Genomic DNA, 13980 nt, shown 5'->3' on the forward strand with positions numbered 1-13980 from the left:
TTGCCTATTGCCTATGATGCCTACCACCTTACCCGCGCAAACCATCACCCTCAGAGAACTCATCGATCGCTTTGGCTTAACCTTAACCGAAGATGAAGACTTCTTTCCCGAATGGCAAGAAAATTTACCCGATATTTCTCCGAGCGATCGCCAACTCCTGGATAAAGTCAAAGCCGGTTATATCAACCTGCTCAACCATCCCCCCTTACTGGAAAACATCGTCAGAATGGCGATTTTAGACCCCATCCTCTTTATCGGCGACTTCTATATCTCCCCCTTCTATGTCAAAAGCGAAGAACCCATAGAGATTAGCGCAGAAGACGATGGCGTAATCATCAAAGGTCGAATTGATACCTTGATTTTGAAAGACCAATTTTGGATCGTGGCGATCGAATCCAAAAAAGCCGCCTTTTCCATCGAAGAAGCGCTCCCCCAGATCCTCGTCTATATGCTCGCCAGCCCTCACCCCGACCGTCCCTGTTTTGGTATGATCGCCACAGGAGGCAGCTTTATTTTTATCAAGCTAGTCCGAGGTGAAGTCAACCGCTATGCTTTATCAGATGTTTTCAGTATTCGCAATCGCGGTAATCAACTCTACGAAGTTCTACGTATCTTAAAACGCCTAAGCGAGTTATAGCCCTGGACAATGGGCTATCCCCATCTCCCTATTCCCCATTCCCCATTCCCTATTCCCCATTCCCTATTCCCCATTCCCTATTCCCCATTCCCCATTCCCCATTCCCCATTCCCTCCTCAACCCCACCTGACAATTCTGGTCGATCTTCTGTATTCTGAAAGGAAGCAACGTTATTATAATTTTTGTAAACAAACTCTAATCCAGATCCTCCCATGAGTAACAGCCCACTCCATGCCTTCTTTGTTGGTCGCGCCCTGTCCGAGGCGATCGCCGAAGAAGTAGAATACACCCTAACCCATGCCCTCAGTAACTTCGGCAAAGCCGACGCAGAACAACAAGAACGGCTGAAAAACTTCCCGCAAATGGTCTTAGACCGAGCCGAAGCCGCAGAAGCAGCCGCCCGCACCGGCAATCCTGCCCCCTCCCCCTCCGGACAACCTAACCCCCCTTCCCGCGACCTCCAAGAAACCCTCGATGATTTGCGGGCCGAAATTGCCCAACTGCGTTCCGAACTGCAAAAATATCGCTCCCGTTCCACCTGAAGCCCAAGCCCAGACTACCCTAAACCCACCCAATCGATCGCCCACTGATGACTTCTGTATCTGCGCTCTCTGACGTATCCGACAACCCATCAGCCCTTACCCCTTCCTCCAGTGCCCTGGAACAAGGCTATAGCAGCAAATCCTATCGCTGGAATCGTCCCAAATATTCCCGAAACCGTCGTTTTCTCGATATTTGGAGTTTCTTCTGGCTGTTTTTAGGCTCTCTATGGCTTAATGGCAAATCCTGGAGTTACCAAGGCGGTATGACCGAGGAAAAAATCCAAAAAAGACGGCGACAGCAAGCCATTTGGGTTCGGGACACCTTCCTCGATCTAGGGCCCACGTTTATTAAACTCGGCCAACTCTTCTCCACCCGTGCGGACTTATTCCCCATTGAATATGTGGAAGAACTCTCCAAACTCCAAGACCGCGTACCGGCCTTTAGCTATGAAAAAGCTGAAAGTATTATCAAAGAAGACTTAGGAAAGTCGGTTCAAGACCTCTATCGCAGTTTTGACCCCGTTCCTATGGCGGCTGCGAGTTTAGGCCAGGTTCACCGGGCCCAACTTCATAGCGGTGAAGAAGTGGTGGTTAAAGTGCAACGACCCGGTTTGCGCCAACTCTTTACCATCGATTTAGCAATTCTCAAAGGGATTGCCCGCTATTTCCAAAATCATCCCGACTGGGGCAAGGGACGAGACTGGCTCGGCATTTATGACGAATGTTGCCGCATTTTGTGGGAAGAAATTGACTATCTCAATGAAGGGCGCAATGCGGATACGTTTCGGCGCAACTTCCGCCAAGAAAGTTGGGTGAAAGTGCCTCGGATCTATTGGCGCTACACCTCTCCCCGTGTTTTAACTCTCGAATATGCTCCAGGGATTAAAATTAGTCAGTACGATGCCCTAGAAGCGGCTGGATTAGATCGGAAAAATTTGGCTCAGTTGGGGGCAAAAGCTTATTTAATGCAAATTCTCTACAGTGGGTTTTTCCATGCTGACCCCCATCCGGGCAATATAGCCGTCAGCCCGGATGGATCGCTGATTTTTTATGATTTTGGCATGATGGGCCAAATTCAGGCGGTTACCCGCGAAAAACTGTTAGATACCTTTTTTGGTATTGCCCAGAAAGATGGCAATCGGGTGATGAATTCCTTGATTGCCTTGGGCGCACTGGCTCCGACGGGGGATATGGGGCCGGTGAGGCGATCGATCCAATATATGTTGGATCATTTTATGGATCAGCCCTTTGAAACCCAGTCGGTGAACCAAATTAGTGACGATCTCTATGAGATTGCCTACGATCAACCGTTTCGGTTCCCGGCAACCTTTACGTTTGTGATGCGGGCGTTTTCGACCTTGGAAGGGGTAGGGAAAGGCCTTGACCCAGAGTTTAATTTTATGGAAGTAGCGAGACCCTTTGCAACAGAGCTTATGAATAGTGGAAATGGATCGGCAGGAAATGATTTGTTGGGCGAACTCGGTCGCCAAGCGACTCAGATGAGTAATACGGCTTTGGGTCTGCCCCGTCGTTTGGAGGATGCCCTCGATAAGTTGGAGCAGGGGGATATTCGCCTGCGGGTGAGAGCGACGGAGAGCGATCGCATCCTCCGACGTATTAGTAGTATGAGCTTGGTCAATACCTATGGTATCCTGATTAGTGGCTTGACCATTGCTGCCGCGATTTTGGTTAGTGCGGATAAACTAGGATTGGCTGTAGTGGTGGCTGTGTTGGCGATCGCCTTAGCGATCCTTCTGTTCCGCCTGTTGCGGCGAATTAATCGTTTTGATCGAATGCCTTAGCCCAAAGTCTCCCACCAGGGGTTACAATCAGAGGGGAGAAATCTCTTCATGCCTATCTGTTAGTTACTGTTTTGGTCAGCAAACTTATGAAACGCATCTTTACGGGTCTAACTGATACGGGGGTAGTCCGTTCTGTAAACCAAGATGCCTTCTACAATGACCCGGAAGGTCGGTTTTTTATTGTCGCTGATGGTATGGGTGGCCATGCCGGTGGCCAAGAAGCTAGTCAGTTAGCCACCACAGCTATTCAGGAGTATTTGTTGGCCCATTGGGAATCCGATAAGCCTTCCGATCAGCTCTTGCAGGCAGCCTTATTGAAAGCCAATCAGGCCATTCTCGAAGACCAGCGCCAGCATCCGGAACGCTCGGACATGGGAACCACGGTAGTGGTCGTCTTGTTCCGTCCCTCCCCAGAGCAAGACAGGGAACAGCCTTGGGTGGCCCATATTGGCGATTCTCGTCTTTATCGACTGCGCGGCCATCATCTGCAACAGATGACCGTCGATCATACCTGGGTGGCTAAAGCGATGGCTTCGGGAGTCCTCGATCCGGAACAGGGGCGCACCCATCCCTGGAGGCATGTATTATCCCAGTGTTTGGGACGGGAAGATACCCAAGAGGATGATATTGATATAGACCTCATCGAGTTACAAGGGGGCGATCGCCTGCTGCTCTGTAGCGACGGCTTAACCGAAGAACTCCCCGATGGAACCATTGCCTCTACCCTCAAGTCTGTTCGCTCCTGTGACATGGCCGGACAGAAATTAATTGAACAGGCCAAAGAAAAAGGCGGACGGGACAATATCACCGTCGTCATTATTGCCCTAGAGCCTGAGTCATGAGTCATCAGATCAAGTCCGATTAAATAGCTATAATTACTAATCCTTATTGTCGCAAAAATTCCGCATCCCATTCGGGTAAAGAGGGATTAATACTTACACTAGAAGCGATTTCAAAGCCTGCTGGAGTGGTTAACCGGGGTCGAATTTGGCAATACCAGTGAACTTGGGGTTCTTCGGCCTTATAGCGAGCCGCCGTATTGATAATGTAGTTATAATCGGGATCGTTGAGTTTGTCCGATAACCGAGTCAGAATATTTTGCAGGATGGCAGCAAAATCCGCTTTTTCCGTATCCGTCAGACTGCCAAAATCAGCTTCATGATGTTTTGGGGCGATCGATACCTCAAATGGCACTTCAGCCGCAAACGGCACAAACGCTAAAAATGAATTATTCTCTTCGAGTACCCGCGTTTGTTCCTTGTACTCAAACTTGAGAATATCACAGTACAAACACCGTCCCCAGTCATCATAGTATCGTTGGGCTTCCTCCTCCCGCCAGCGTCGCTGTTGAGGCACAACACTGGTAATGATAATTTGGGAATGGGGATGGGACTGGGAAGCCCCTGCCCGTTGTCCATGGTTGCGGAAGATAATCCCCATCATGCTCTCATGCTCTCGCATCAGATCGATGTAGCGGTGATGATAGGTTTCTATAATCAGCTCCACTTCCGATCGCTCCATGGTGGGAATATCCTTATCATGATCCGGACTTTCAATGATCACCTCATGGCGACCATAACCTGGCATCATGAGATAAATACCATGGGACGAGCGCATGGTATTGCCGTCAGTCGAAAGGGCTGGATAGCGATTGGCAACGACACGGGTTTGCCACCCAGAGCCGTTGGATTTGGGGACTTCTAGTAAAATCTGTTCCTCTTCATGGCTGCCACCTGGACAAAAAGGACAAGGAAGGGCGATCGGATGATCGATAATGCAGGCTTGTCGCAAATCCTGGGGACGGTGCTTTCTCTTGGGCGCATAAATGACCCATTCCCTGGTGACCTTATTGAGTCGGATGTGGTTACCTTCTATATCTTGCACTTGAATCCCACGTTATATCGATTAGATTTGCCTAACTTCACTTTAAACCCTAATCCTACCCTGGAAACACAGATCGGGATATTCTCCTGCTCTCTACCGTGCTTTTACCCTTTTCTAGGTTCTGTTTAAGTCTTGAGTTACAATAGATTCCTAGATCTATTGTGCATCATTTAAGCCTAATGCTAAGAATCCTTCTAGCTTAATCTTTCTGTTCCTAGCCATCATTTAGCGTTATTGTGTCTCCACTGTGAACTCTATGAATACTCAATTCAATATTAGCTTACGTCGCTCTCGGAACTGGGCGATCGCTCAACAAGAAGCCGTTAATTTTCCTAGCGCTATTCAACCCCATGGAGTCCTGTTGGTCTTAAAAGAGCCAGAGTTAACGATTCTACAAGTGAGCCAAAATGTAGAATCCTTTTTAGGCTATGCCCCAGATCGCCTCCTCAATCAACCCTTATCTGTCTTATTAGACCCCTCACAACTGCAAATTGTTGAGTATCATCTAGCCTCTGCCAGTCTTCAGAGCAACAGTCCCCTCAAGCTCCGGGTGAATTCTCTGGAAAAAATTGAGTTCACTGGAACGATACATCGTCAGGATGATGGACTGATTCTAGAATTAGAAAAAAGCGTTAATCCGGAATTTAATCAAAATCTCGATTTTTATTACCTGACCAGACAAGCTACGATCGCTCTAAACGCCGCTCAAAACTTGGCAGAAGTTTGTAAAATTGCTGTTCACAATATTCGTGAAATCACAAAATTTGACCGAGTGATGCTCTATAAATTCTATGAAGATCATCATGGCAGTGTAATTGCTGAATCTAAACGGGAAGATATAGAGTCCTATTTAGGATTACATTATCCCGATATTGACATTCCGGAAGATGCACGAAATCTGTTTCTGAAAAATTGGTTGAGATTTATTTTTGATGTGAATGGAGAGGCGGTAGACTTACAACCTGATGTTAATCCGTTAACTCATCACAAAACGAACTTGAAAGGATCGTGGTTGAGATCTGCTTCTACCTGTCATCTGCAATATTTAAGAAATATGGGTGTGCGCTCTTCGATGACTCTTTCCTTAATTAAAAATCAACAACTTTGGGGGCTAATTGCCTGCCATAACTATACCCCAATTTCTCTCTCCCACGAGCAGCGATCCTCCTGTGAGTTTTTGGCCCAGTCTCTCTCCTTGGAATTGGTTTACAAGGAGCATAATGAAGATTATGAATATAAGTTGGATCTCAAAGATATTCAATCCCGTTTATTAGAGTCCATGTCTAATGCTCCTAGTTATATAGAAGGATTGATGAACAATGAAGCCGATCTTCTAGATTTAGTAAATGCTACAGGGGCGGCTATTTGTTTGGGCGATCGCTCTTTTCTCATTGGAGAAACTCCTGATATTACCTATGTTAATCAATTCAAAAATAATCTAGGTTACTATATAGGAGAATCTCGTTTCTTTTCCACAACTTGTTTAGCAGAAATCGATCCGGAAGCCACTGCCTATAAAGAAGTCGCTAGTGGGATACTTGCCATCAAAATTACACCGACTCAAAACCAGTATTTAATTTGGTTTCGCCCTGAAGTGCTGCAAACTGTCACTTGGGCTGGCAACCCAGAAAAAACATTAGAAAACAGCAAAAAGCCTGATGTACTTTGCCCTAGACAATCTTTTGAGTTGTGGAAAGAGACCGTTGACTTACAATCTTCTGCTTGGAAGAAATGTGAAATTGATGCAGCATTAAGCCTACAAAATTCGATCATTAAAATTGTCTTAAAAAAAGCAGATGAACTGGAAAAAGTGAATCAAGCCTTGAAACTATCAGAAGCCCAAGAGAAGGAGAAATCACGGCAACTGGAACAGACGATTCTGGAACTTAAACAAACTCAAACTCACTTAATTCAAAGTGAAAAGATGTCCGGCTTAGGACAATTGGTAGCAGGGATTGCTCATGAAATCAATAATCCTGTGAATTTTATTTATGGTAATCTTGCCCATGCTGATAATTATACTCAGGATTTACTCTCTATCCTTGAGCTGTATCAGAAGTTTTACCCTGTACCTCCTGAAGAGATAAAGGAAGAATGTGAAGACGCAGATTTAGAGTTTTTAATGGAGGATTTACCCAAATTACTCCAGTCGATGCAAATTGGAGCCGATCGCATTCGGGAAATCGTGCGATCGCTACGCAACTTCTCTCGTCTCGATGAAAGTGAGGTGAAAGCGGTCAATATCCATGAAGGAATTGATAGTACCCTACTGATCTTGAATAATCGACTTAAGCCTAAATCGAATCGCCCAGAGATTAAAGTCGTTAAACATTACAGCCCCCTTCCTCTTGTAGAATGCTATCCCAGTCAGTTAAATCAGGTGTTCATGAATTTAATTGCTAATGCCATTGATGCCCTAGAGGAAGCGAATACCCAACAAAATTTGAGTTATCAGGACTTGGAGGCTCATCCTAACGAGATCAAAATTTATACCTCCCTGTATTCTCCAGAGGCTTCAGAACAAGATTGGGTCGTCATCGAGATTGAAGATAATGCATTGGGCATTCCAGAAGAGGTACAACCTAAATTGTTCGATCCGTTTTTTACGACTAAACCCATGGGTAAGGGAACAGGTATGGGTTTAGCGATTAGTTATCAAATTATCGTGGAGAAGCATCAAGGGAAATGTAGTTGTCAGTCTACCGTCGGTGAGGGGACAACATTCCGGATTGAAATCCCGGTGCAACAATGAAGCCGATCGCGCTGGGGGCGATCGGATCGACCCCAGCGCTGTCCGACCCAGATCAAGAAAGTCATCTACAAAATTAATCTTCACTTCATCCGGAATTAACCCTGACGATGGTGTGGCTACTCTCAACCTGTTCAGGCAGTCTTTCTCTACAACCTGCCTAAACTACTGGGTATTTGCGTAGATTTGGATATTCTTTCGTCAGAGATATAAAGCTTGGCTTTAAAAATACGGGTTTCTAGGGGCATTCCTTTCCTCGGCTCCGTATCCCTTACCCAATCTTCATTTTAGGTGCAATCTAAATTCAGCAACTCTCCTGATGGCACAGTTGAGAAACTGGCATATGCTGAATACAGGGTTGAAACAAGCCCTACTGAACGCCGTTAGTGTTCCGTGCATCTGTTAAAGCAAAGATGACGACTCATCTTGATTAACCTTGAGGACGGCGGTTTAGTACACAACACAACTAGAGAACAGAAGGAGCAAACCTCATGAAACTTAATTCTATTCAAACTCTTATCGGTACTGCTGCAACCACCGCTTGTCTGCTGAGTATGACTGGAGTTGCCCAAGCCGGAAGCTTCTACAACGGTTGGAACTATGCTCGTGACTACTCCAACGATGGTACAGGTGGCTATGCACAGTTTAATGGCCGCAGAGCATCCGCCTATGAAATGTATGGTATGGCAGTTCACCAAGATGGAGACACCATCACCGTTGGCATCAACACCAACCTGGGCTTAGAAGGCAGATCTCACGGCCCCGCGAAAGACGGGAACATCGGTTGGGGTGACTTCCTCTTCAGCGTCGGTGGAGAGCAGTACGGGATTCACTTTGCCGAAACCAACGACTCCTTCGGACGGGGACTCAACAGTGCGGCGCTTGATGCTGCCCAAGGAACCAACGCTCTAGGTTTATACAAAGGTATCACCACCAAAAACGTTACCGCCAAAAACCATGGTTGGTCTACCATCAAAAAACATTACAATCACACCAAAAACCGCAGTGAGAATGTCGCAGACCGCAATGCAGGTATTAAGTCCTTCGGTGATTTAGACTCTTCTGAACTGTCCTATTACAACGCTTCCCGTAGCGCTCCGACCTCCATCAAGTCTGGAACTAAAGTAGAAAACGACAACTTCCAACTGTTAAATCAGGATCAATTAAGTGGTTTAGGTTTAGACTTTGGTGGTGCTTTTGGAGTCGGAAACAATAAGCTCGGTGCGACAACCTTTGGTTTTAGCTTCACCAGAACCCCGGAAATGCTCGGCGACTTTGTTGCTCATCTGTTCGCTGAATGCACCAATGATGGTATGGCTATCGAAGGTACATTTGAAGAAACTCCCAGCGTTCCCGTTCCTGAACCCACCGCAGTTGCTGGTTTAGCCCTGGTTGGCTTAATGTTGGCTGGCAGCAAACTCCGTAAACAGAGTTAATGTGAAGTCCGGTGAATGGAAAAAGAGAAGCGGGCAAGATGCCCGCACTCCTCTAATCCTCTGATATTACTGGAGTGGGAGCGTCTCGCTCCCTAAATTTTTTTAAATTATGGTGTTTCACCGAATTTATAGCCAATTCAAATAACAGTGAGACATTTTTGTAGGGGCGAACGGCCGTTCGCCCCTACAGATTTTGTTGGGTGCTGACCAAACTTACTGGGAATCTACTAATCTACGGCTTGATCCAAATTACCGAGATTAAACAAGAAGGGTACGCCAGAATTGGATTGACCTCCAGTGACCAGAACTTTGGGCATTTGTGCCCCTCCTTCTCGCCAGGCTTCGATCGCCTCTTTTTGTAGCACTAATGACCCCCCTTGAGCCTTGAGCGTCTCTGCCAATAACCGTTGAGCTTCGGCTTTCCCTTTAGCGCGGTTAATATCGGCTTGGGCTTGTTGCTCCGCTTCTTTGGCAATATAAATCGCCCGTTGGGATCGTTGTTCAGCAATTTGTTTTTCTTCTACTGCACGGGCAAATTCGTTAGAAAAGGCCAGGTCAATGACACTGGTATCCAGGACGATAATGCCATATTTTTCTAATCTTTGATTTAAGGCCACGTCAAAATCTTGCTTCAATTCTGTCCGTTTGGTGATCGATTCTTCCACGGTTCGCACTGCCGCCGCGATTTTAAACGATTCTTGGGTTTGGGGGGCAATCACCTTAGAAACCAAATTTTGTAAGGTTCCTTGGGTACGGCGAATTTCCACGACTTGGAGCGGATCGAGGCGAAAGTTAATGGCAAAACTGGCGCTTAATTCTTGTAAGTCGCGGGTGGAACTTTGGGCGGGTACTTCAAATTTTTGTACAGTGACATCATAGACATCAACGACTGAAATGAGAGGGGGTTTAAAGTGAATGCCTTCTAAGAGGGCCCCATCTCTGGCTTTCCCTAAAATACTGATCACCCCAGCTTGACCGGGATTGATAATTACAAAGCAGTTCGCACCAATTAAGATGATCAAGGCTGCAATGATGCCAAACAGGATTCCGGGTACGCCAATGTCTGATTGATTTCTGGCCATGGTAACCTCTTCACAATCTAATCTCTTGCCTCGATCATCTTACAGTGCTTTGCCGGGAGATGGGGAGTGCGTAGCGTAGCGTGTCCGCAGAACAAACATCTTGCTCGCTTGTTACTCATTACTCATTACTCAACCCATTACTCATTGTTATGCTGTAAGAAGTTCTCTTGTGGATGTCTGAGTCTTCTGTTATGTCACAACGATCTACGCGCATTTGTATCCTCGGTGGTGGTTTTGGGGGGTTGTATACGGCCCTGCGTTTGAGTGAGTTTTCTTGGGAGGGACGGGAAAAGCCAGAGATTGTTTTGATCGATCGCCAAGACCGATTTTTGTTTATGCCCCTATTATATGAGTTGGTCACTGGGGAGATGCAGACCTGGGAAATTGCCCCGCCTTATGTGGAGCTGTTGGCGGACACTGGAGTGAGGTTTATGCAAGCAGAAGTGAGTCAAATTAATTTGGAGACCCAAGAGGTTACTCTGGACTCAGGACAGGTTTTACAGGGCGATCGCATTGTGTTAGCTCTGGGAGGAGAAACGCCGTTAAGTTGGGTTCCTGGATGTCAGGAATATGCGATTCCGTTTCGGACACTGGAAGATGTCTATCGCTTGGAGGAGAGTTTACGCCCCTTAATCGCATCGGAGCAAGAGGTGATTCGGGTGGCGATCGCCGGTGCAGGTTACAGTGGCGTAGAATTAGCCTGTAAATTAGCCGATCGCTTGGGGGAACGCGGACGCATTCGCCTGATAGAGAAAGGGGATTGTATTTTAGCCAATTCTCCGGAGTTTAACCGCAAAGCAGCCGAAACCGCCTTAAAACAAAAAGGAGTGTGGATCGACTTAGAAACGACGATTGAGGCGATCGCCCCCGATTCCATCTCCCTATACTATAAAGGTCAGGAAGATACCATTCCGGTGGATATGGTGCTGTGGACAGTGGGAACCCAAGTGCCGCCGAGTGTCCAAGGTTTAGATCTGAAAAAGAATCCTCGCGGCCAAATTACAACCACCCCAACTTTACAGGCGATCGATTGTCCCCATTATTTCATTATTGGCGACCTCTCCGACTCCTGTGATGCCACCGGTCAAGTGCTACCGAAAACCGCCCAAGCCGCTATCCAACAGGCAGATTATTGTGCCTGGAATGTCTGGGCTTCTTTGTGCGATCGGCCCCTGCTCCCCGTGCGCTATTCTCACCTCGGTGAAATGATGGCTCTGGGTATCGATAATGCCACCTTAACCGGTTTAGGGCTTCAGCTCGATGGCCCCCTCGCCCATATCGCCCGTCGTCTGGTTTATCTCTATCGCCTCCCCACCCTCAACCACCAATTAAAAGTTGCCTTTAACTGGCTTACGCAACCCTTACAAGAGATAATGTTAGATTAGACGCTCAAAGTCATCACTATGTCAAAACCGAAGGTTATATTCTTAGATGCCGTAGGTACACTCTTTGGAGTACGCGGCAGTGTAGGAGAAATTTATAGCCAATTTGCCCAAGGATTTGGGGTTGAAGTTTCTGCCGATCTGATCGATCAAACCTTTTCCGAGAGCTTCAGAAAGGCTCCACCGGCTGCCTTTCCAGACATTGAGCATCAAGAGCTAGACTCTTATGAGTTCGATTGGTGGAAGGCGATCGCCTTTGACACCTTTTCCCAAGCTGAGGTCATCGATCAGTTTACTGATTTTGACCGCTTTTTTAATGAACTCTATTATTATTTTGCCACCCTTTATCCCTGGTTTGTTTACCCCGAAGTTAAATCTGCTCTTTTAAGCTGGAAAAATCAAGGCATTGAGCTGGGGGTTATTTCTAACTTTGACTCCCGTTTACATAAAGTGCTTAACGCCCTAGGGCTAAAGCATTTCATGAAATCTATTACCATTTCTACTGAGGTGGGAGCAGCTAAACCTAACTCCAAAATCTTCCAGGTTGCCCTAGCTAAACATGGCTATAAACCTCATCAGGCTTTACATATTGGTGATAGCTATGAAGAGGATTATTTAGGAGCCATAGAAGCTGGATTTTCTCCCATTTGGTTGCAACGCCAATCTCAACATCCGGAATTGTTTAAGGTGGCTAAAGGTAAGGTTTGGTCTGGGTTTCAAGCTTCCGCTTTTTTTTGAATCTTCTCAGGAGAGGCAAAACTAGATTAAGGGATTTTCAGCATCTTCTTCACTAAAAATATAATCTCGGTCAAAAACAAAAGCATTTTGGTGACGAATGACAGCAAACCCTAAGTTCGTGACTTTTTCTGTGCTGAATGTCGCCATCACTAATTCTCTTGCTTTTTTTTCTGGAATTTGCGGCTTTTGAACGAAAAAACTTCGTTTAGCAAAAAATAAGCGTTCATCTTTTGGGGTGATAATATGATTGATTTTATGGGTATGTTGAATGGGCTTAATATATGTATTGAGAAAAATTTCTTGGTTGATTTGCATCAGATATAGCCGTTCATGTTGCAGCCAACTCATGCTAAACATTATGAGCAACAGTTCAAAGCCAAGAGTGTAAGTAAAAACATTATTTTTTTCCTGGGGATTTACGACTAATTGCAGCACTGATTCCAAGAATTTTTGGGGCTTACACCGTAAATCATGGGCAGAATGAACATAAAATTGGCGGATATATAACCTTAATCTCTTTTCGTCCAAGACCGTGGGAATTTGAAAGAGGTGTAAATAATGTTCAACTTTCTCTTTCGTCTTCTGATCTTGGACTAATTTAGCCACAATACCATCGGCTGTATATTCATCTAAAAACTCGGCTTGGACTTCTGATGGAGCAGAGAGTAATAAATGGCATAGGGATAATACATATCTTCTATGTTGCCAAGATAACCCTTCTGTCCATTGACGTGCTTCTGAAGGGAGTTGGGCAAGAATCGATTGCATCGTGGATAATGGAGTCATGATCGAGTATTCTCCAAGAGTCAGTGATCCGTAATGACTGATTTTACTTTCAGTAAATTATACCCATTATCCACTGCTGTTACTAAACTTCTTGTAACTCTAGAATGTTGCCATCAGGATCTTGGGTAAATAGGGCAGATCGCCCGGAGGAACTGAGTTGAAATTTGCATCCGTAGGCGGTTAATTGTTGCTTGACTTCCTCTAGGGAATCAACTTCAAAGGCAATATGGGCATTGCGCCCCCACTTTTGGGGATTCCATTGAGGAATTTCTACATCACTATGCATCATTAAGTGTAGTTGATAGTGGCCAATCTGATACCAAATACCGGGAAATTTCAGTTGGCGATCGATTTTGGTTAAACCGAGAACACTACTATAAAAGTGTTCGGCTTTGTCTAGGTCGGAAACTAAGATTGCGGTATGCAAAGATTGTATAATTTTCATTATTATTTCAGTTGCACAATAGATTATTTTAACAGGCGTTGGGGTTTAATCCAAAGGTGGGCAGGAGAATACAGCACTTTCCTCTATCTGTGGGGGAGTGGGGGAATAGGGAGTGCGAGCGTCTCGCTCGCTAGAGAACGGCAGCGAGTAAGAGAGAAAGGTAGCGAGTAAGAGAGAAAGGTAGCGAGTAAGAGAGAACGGCAGCGAGTAAGAGAGAAAGGCAGCGAGTAAGAGAGAAAGGCAGCGAGTAAGAGAGAACGGTAGCGAGTAAGAGAGAAAGGTAGCGAGTAAGAGAGAACGGTAGCGAGTAAGAGAGAAAGGTAGCGAGTAAGAGAGAAAGGCAGCGAGTAAGAGAGAAAGGCAGCGAGTAAGAGAGAACGGCAGCGAGTAAGAGAGAACGGCAGCGAGTAAGAGAGAACGGTAGCGAGTAAGAGAGAAAGGTAGCGAGTAAGAGAGAACGGTAGCGAGTAAGAGAGAAAGGTAGCGAGTAAGAGAGA

General features: G+C 46.0%; 13 protein-coding genes. 9 read left to right on the forward strand and 4 right to left on the reverse strand.

Annotation, left to right across the window (positions count from 1 at the left end; genetic code table 11):
* Positions 1-16: 16 nt before the first annotated feature.
* From PMG25_RS22160 to PMG25_RS22180, 5 genes are all read left to right on the forward strand, one after another.
* Complete coding sequence (locus PMG25_RS22160; protein ID WP_347178914.1) at positions 17-637, forward strand: restriction endonuclease subunit R; 621 nt, start codon at positions 17-19, stop codon at positions 635-637.
* 9 nt (positions 638-646) lie between these two features.
* Entirely contained in the window at positions 647-853 is a 207-nt protein-coding gene (locus PMG25_RS22165; protein WP_283769077.1) for a hypothetical protein, read from the forward strand.
* Positions 850-1179, forward strand: coding sequence for a DUF6825 family protein (locus PMG25_RS22170; protein WP_283769078.1), 330 nt, complete (start codon positions 850-852; stop codon positions 1177-1179). Before PMG25_RS22165 ends, PMG25_RS22170 begins: the two co-directional genes overlap by 4 nt.
* Before the next feature lie 47 nt (positions 1180-1226).
* Positions 1227-2981 (forward strand): ABC1 kinase family protein, encoded by a 1755-nt coding sequence (locus tag PMG25_RS22175; RefSeq protein ID WP_283769079.1) that lies wholly within the window; start codon positions 1227-1229, stop codon positions 2979-2981.
* A gap of 86 nt (positions 2982-3067) precedes the next feature.
* The gene (locus PMG25_RS22180) at positions 3068-3823 is read left to right on the forward strand and encodes a PP2C family protein-serine/threonine phosphatase (RefSeq protein WP_283769080.1); all 756 of its coding nucleotides are present in this window, start codon (positions 3068-3070) and stop codon (positions 3821-3823) included.
* Positions 3824-3866: 43 nt separating this feature from the next.
* Here PMG25_RS22180 and galT read toward each other — a convergent pair whose 3' ends face one another.
* Positions 3867-4856: a galactose-1-phosphate uridylyltransferase gene (galT, locus tag PMG25_RS22185; RefSeq protein WP_347178915.1), complete on the reverse strand. Its 990-nt coding sequence runs from the start codon at positions 4854-4856 to the stop codon at positions 3867-3869.
* A 265-nt stretch (positions 4857-5121) separates the two neighbouring features.
* Between galT and PMG25_RS22190 the strand changes: the two genes are divergently transcribed.
* Both PMG25_RS22190 and PMG25_RS22195 read left to right on the forward strand, forming a co-directional pair.
* Positions 5122-7617 (forward strand): ATP-binding protein, encoded by a 2496-nt coding sequence (locus tag PMG25_RS22190; RefSeq protein ID WP_283769082.1) that lies wholly within the window; start codon positions 5122-5124, stop codon positions 7615-7617.
* A gap of 488 nt (positions 7618-8105) precedes the next feature.
* Positions 8106-9050: an XDD3 family exosortase-dependent surface protein gene (locus PMG25_RS22195; RefSeq protein WP_283769083.1), complete on the forward strand. Its 945-nt coding sequence runs from the start codon at positions 8106-8108 to the stop codon at positions 9048-9050.
* Between the two features lie 227 nt (positions 9051-9277).
* Here PMG25_RS22195 and PMG25_RS22200 read toward each other — a convergent pair whose 3' ends face one another.
* Complete coding sequence (locus PMG25_RS22200) at positions 9278-10132, reverse strand: prohibitin family protein (protein ID WP_283769084.1); 855 nt, start codon at positions 10130-10132, stop codon at positions 9278-9280.
* Positions 10133-10323: 191 nt separating this feature from the next.
* On the opposite strand from PMG25_RS22200, the gene PMG25_RS22205 reads away from it, so the two are divergent.
* Together PMG25_RS22205 and PMG25_RS22210 are read left to right on the forward strand one after the other, a co-directional pair.
* Positions 10324-11517 (forward strand): NAD(P)/FAD-dependent oxidoreductase, encoded by a 1194-nt coding sequence (locus PMG25_RS22205; protein WP_283769085.1) that lies wholly within the window; start codon positions 10324-10326, stop codon positions 11515-11517.
* An 18-nt stretch (positions 11518-11535) separates the two neighbouring features.
* Positions 11536-12252: an HAD-IA family hydrolase gene (locus PMG25_RS22210; RefSeq protein ID WP_283769086.1), complete on the forward strand. Its 717-nt coding sequence runs from the start codon at positions 11536-11538 to the stop codon at positions 12250-12252.
* A 21-nt stretch (positions 12253-12273) separates the two neighbouring features.
* Here PMG25_RS22210 and PMG25_RS22215 read toward each other — a convergent pair whose 3' ends face one another.
* Together PMG25_RS22215 and PMG25_RS22220 are read right to left on the reverse strand one after the other, a co-directional pair.
* Entirely contained in the window at positions 12274-13038 is a 765-nt protein-coding gene (locus PMG25_RS22215; protein ID WP_283769087.1) for a hypothetical protein, read from the reverse strand.
* A gap of 82 nt (positions 13039-13120) precedes the next feature.
* Entirely contained in the window at positions 13121-13483 is a 363-nt protein-coding gene (locus PMG25_RS22220) for a VOC family protein (RefSeq protein ID WP_283769088.1), read from the reverse strand.
* Positions 13484-13980: the final 497 nt, after the last annotated feature.

Source organism: Roseofilum capinflatum BLCC-M114, from assembly GCF_030068505.1.
GTDB classification, from domain to species: domain Bacteria; phylum Cyanobacteriota; class Cyanobacteriia; order Cyanobacteriales; family Desertifilaceae; genus Roseofilum; species Roseofilum capinflatum.